Origin of the sequence: Streptomyces sp. NPDC005492 (genome assembly GCF_040605995.1) — a bacterium.
GTDB lineage: Bacteria > Actinomycetota > Actinomycetes > Streptomycetales > Streptomycetaceae > Streptomyces.
On record NZ_JBEXDX010000109.1, the window covers coordinates 1 to 4,693 of the forward strand.

The following is a 4,693-nucleotide window of genomic DNA, read 5'->3' on the forward strand; positions in this document are numbered from 1 at the left end:
CCGCCAACCGCTCGTACAACCCCTCGACCGGCACCACCACAGCACCCTCCGGCGGCCACAACACCGGGAACGCCACCCCACCGGACTCCACCTCCAAACCGAGCCTGCCGCGCGCATGGCACGTCGCTTCGGGTCGCGCCCCCTCCTCGGTGGCTTGCGGGCGCGTATAGATCGCGATGTCACGGTGGCCGTTCTCGTCGGCTTCCGCGACGGTGACCTGCAACTGGACGGCCTCGCCCGTGGGCAGGGGAAGCGGTGCCTGAAGGATCAGCTCCTCGACCACGGGGGCGTCGACCTGCCGTCCGGCGGCCAGGGCCAGTTCGGTCAGGGCGGCGCCGGGCACGATGACCGTGTCGAGCACGGTGTGGTCGGCCAGCCAGGGCTGGGCCTCAAGAGACAGGCGGCCGGTCAGCAGCCACTCGTCACGGTCGCCGACCTGGACGGCGGCGACCAGCAGCGGATGGTCGAGCCGCGCCTGCCCTGCCGCAGCCGCGTCGCCTGCCGCGGCACGGGGCAACAGCCAGTAGCGTTCGTGCTGGAAGGCGTAGGTAGGCAGGGGTATGGCCTGGGCGCCGCTTGCGGCGTAGAACGCCGACCAGTCGACACCGATCCCCGCCGCATGCGCCTGACCCAAAAACGCGGCGAAGGCTTCCGGCTCACCCTGCCGGGCCCGCAACGCCGCAACCACCACCGCCGACTCACTGCCAGCGACGCCGCTCTCCTCCAACACCTCACGCGCCAACGCCGTCAACGACCCATCAGGGCCTACCTCCACAAACCGCGTCACACCCGCCCGCGCCAGCGTGCCGATACCGTCGGCAAACCGGACCGACTCGCGTGCATGCCGCACCCAATACGCCGGATCCGCCAACTCCCCCGACCCGGCCAGCGCACCCGTCACATTCGACACCACCGGAATCACCGGCTCGGCAAACCGCAACCGGCCCACCACCCCCGCGAACTCCTCCAGCACCGGCTCCACCAACGCCGAATGGAAGGCATGAGACACCCGCAACCGTGTCGCCTTACGCCCCCGCCAGCACGCCAGTTGCAGCCACTCCTCCAACGCCTCCCGCTCACCGGACACCACCACAGCCCGCGGACCATTCACCGCCGCCACCGACAACCGGTCCCCGAACCCGGCCAGCGATTCCACGACTTCCGCTTCGGCCGCCTGAACAGCCGCCATCGCACCACCCGCCGGCAACCCACCCATCAACCGGCCCCGGGCAGCCACCAGCACACACGCATCAGCCAGCGACAACACCCCCGCCACATGCGCAGCCGCCACCTCACCCACCGAATGACCCACCAGGAAGTCCGCCCGCACCCCCAGCGACTCCAACAACCGGAACAACGCCACCTCAACAGCGAACAACCCGGCCTGCGTGAACTGCGTGTCATCCAACAGCCCCGCCTCAACAGAGCCTTCCTCCGCCGCCAGGACTTCACTCAACGGCCGCTCCAACAACGGATCCAGCTCCCCGCACACCTCCTCCAACACCCGCGCGAACACCGGAAACACCCGCGCCAGCCCCGCACCCATCCGCGCCCGCTGCGCACCCTGCCCCGAAAACACAAACGCCGTCTTCCCCGACAACGCCCGACCCGCCACCGTGCCCGCACCCGGCTCACCCACCGCCAACCCCGACAACCCAGCCAGCAGACCATCCCGGTCAGCAGCAGTGACAACCGCCCGATGCTCCAGATGAGCCCGCGTCGTCGCCGTCGAAAACGCCGTATCCAGAACACCGGCCTCCGGACGCGCCAGCAGATGCTCCCGCAACCGACCCGCCTGCGCCCGCAACGCCAACTCATCCTTCGCCGACACCAACACCGGCACCGCAGGAAGGACTTCGCGCTCCGCCAGCGGCGCAGGACTCTCAACCGCCTGGCCCTCGGCCTCGACCGGCGCCTCCGCCGGCGCCTCCTCAAGGATCAGGTGGGCATTGGTCCCGGAGATCCCGAAGGACGAGACGCCCGCACGGCGGACCCGCTCCCCGGCCGGCCACGGCTGAGCATCCGTCAGCAGCTTGACCGCGCCCGACTCCCAGTCCACGTGCGAGGACGGCGCATCCACATGCAACGTGGCGGGAAGCCGCTCATGTTGCAGCGCCTCCACCATCTTGATCACTCCGGCCACACCCGCGGCCATTGAGGAGTGACCGATGTTCGACTTGATCGAGCCAAGCCACAACGGCCGCTCGGCATCCCGGTCTTGGCCGTACGTGGCCAGCAGCGCCTGCGCCTCGATCGGGTCACCGAGCCGGGTCCCCGTGCCGTGACCCTCCACCGCATCGACCTCGTCAGGGCGCAACCCCGCCGCCGACAGTGCCGTACGAATGACGCGCTCCTGCGACGGGCCACTCGGCGCGGTCAGGCCGTTGGAGGCACCGTCCTGGTTGACCGCGCTGCCCCGGATCACCGCCAGCACCCGGTGACCGCGGCGGCGGGCGTCCGACAGCCGTTCCAGCACGACGAGGCCGACGCCGTCGGAGAAACCGGTCCCGTCGGCACCTTCCGCATACGACTTGCAGCGGCCGTCGGCGGCCAGGCCGCGCTGCCGGGAGAACTCGACCAGGAGGAACGGCCCGGACAGTACGGTCACGCCGCCGGCCAGTGCAAGCGAGCACTCGCCGGAGCGCAGCGCCTGCGCGGCCAGGTGCATCGCCACCAGGGATGAAGAGCACGCGGTGTCCACCGACACCGCAGGGCCCTCCAGGCCCAGGCTGTACGCCACCCGGCCCGAGACCACGCTGGAGGTTCCGCCGGTCAGCCGGAAGCCCTCAAGGTCGGACCGGCCGCCGATCGCCGTCTCCGATCCCGGGTAGTCGTTGAGGCCGACGCCGCAGAACACTCCGGTGTCACTGCCACGCAGTGAACCCGGGTCGATGCCTGCGTCCTCCAACGCCTCCCACGCGCCCTCCAGCAGCAACCGCTGCTGCGGGTCCATCGCCAACGCCTCACGCGGACTGATCCCGAAGAACCCCGCATCGAAGTCGCCCACGCCGTCGGCGAATCCGCCTCGCTGCGCGTAGAAGGTCCCGGCCTTCTCCGGGTCCGGGTCGTACAGCCGCTCCAGGTCCCAGCCGCGGTCCTCGGGCATCCCCGACATCGCGTCCCGGCCCGAGGCGACCACATCCCACAACTGCTCGGGCGACGACGCGCCACCCGGGTACCGGCAACTCATCCCCACGATCGCCAACGGCTCGGTGGCCTGGGCCATGAGCCGCCGGTTCTGCTGCCGAAGCCGCTCGGCTTCCTTTACCGATCGCCTCAGGGCCTCGACGAGTTCGTTCCGGTCGCCAGCCATGCTTGTTCCTCCAGGTTCGAAACGCCTAGCGGGGATCAGCTGCAACGCTTGTGCTTAAACTGCGGTCTCTTCGGTCAGCCGGATCAGGGCCGCGGCGTCCATGTCGTCGATCGACGCGGCGCTGTCCTCCGTCGGAGAGCCGCTCTCCGAGGCGTTGTTCACCAGTTCAAGGAGCGCGTCGAGCAGCCCCGTTGCCCGTAGGCGGCCTATCGGAATGGATGTCAGCATTTCCCGGATCTCGTTCTCTTCCGACGAGCGGCGGCTGCTCGGCGCGGCGCCGGGCATGGCGACCGGGATCATGTACCGGGTGACGGCGATCGCGGTGGGATGGTCGAAGACCAACGTGGTCGGCAGTTTGAGTCCGGTCGCCTGGGTCAGGCGGTTGCGCAACTCCACGGCGGACAGCGAGTCGAAGCCGAGTTCCTTGAACGCCCGCCCCGCATCCAGCGCCGACGCCGACGCATGCCCAAGCACCGCCGCCACCTGAGCGGTCACCAGGTCCAGCGTCACCCGCTCCCAGTCCTCCGGGCCGACCTGGGCCAGCCGGGAGGCCAACGACCCGCCCCCACCCGCTGCCCGGGTCTGCCGTGCCTGAACGCGTACGAGCCCGGCCAGCAAGTGCGGTGCCATTCCTTCCCTGGCCTGTGCCCGGATGGAGGCCAGGTCGAGTTGCACCGGCGCGACCAGGGCGGCGTCCACCCGCTGAGCCGCGTCCAGCAGCTCCAACCCCAACTCTGTGGCCAGCGGCTCCAGGCCCAGCCTGTTCAGCCGGGTCAGGTCGGTGTTGCCGAGTTCGCCGGTCATCCCGGTCTCCACCGCCCACAAGCCCCACGCCAGCGACACCGCCGGACGACCCTGCGCCCGCCGCCGCGCCGCCAACGCGTCCAGTACGGCGTTGGCGGCGGCGTAGTTGCCCTGCCCGGGATTGCCGATGAGCGCCGCGACCGACGAGAACAGCACGAAGGACCGCAGGTCCATGCCGGCCGTCAACTCGTCCAGCAGCAGCGCCGCGTCGACCTTGGGCCGCATCACCCGGTCGAGCTGCTCAGGCGTCAACGACGTCACCACACCGTCGTCCAGAACACCCGCCGCATGCACCACACCGGACAACGCAACATCCAACGAGCCCAGCAGAGCAGACAGTTGATCGCGGTCCGCCACATCACACGCCGCAACCCGCACCCCACAACCCGCGGCCTCCAGCTCCGCGACCAACTCACCGGCACCCGGCGCCTCCAACCCACGCCGCGACGCCAACACCAGATGACGGACACCACCCGAAGCGACCAAGTGCCGCGCCACCAACGCACCCAGACCACCGGTCCCACCAGTCACCAGCACCGCACCGTCCACGTCCAACGGCCCCGGCACGGTGAACAC

2 protein-coding genes are annotated in these 4,693 nt (G+C 70.0%); both read right to left on the reverse strand.

Annotated features, from left to right (window positions below):
- Positions 1-3,313 (reverse strand): type I polyketide synthase (locus tag ABZT04_RS45830; protein ID WP_356066649.1); only part of this gene is annotated, 3,313 nt, incomplete at its 3' end.
- A gap of 54 nt (positions 3,314-3,367) precedes the next feature.
- On the reverse strand, positions 3,368-4,693 hold the full coding sequence (locus tag ABZT04_RS45835; protein WP_356066652.1) for a beta-ketoacyl reductase: 1,326 nt from the start codon (positions 4,691-4,693) through the stop codon (positions 3,368-3,370).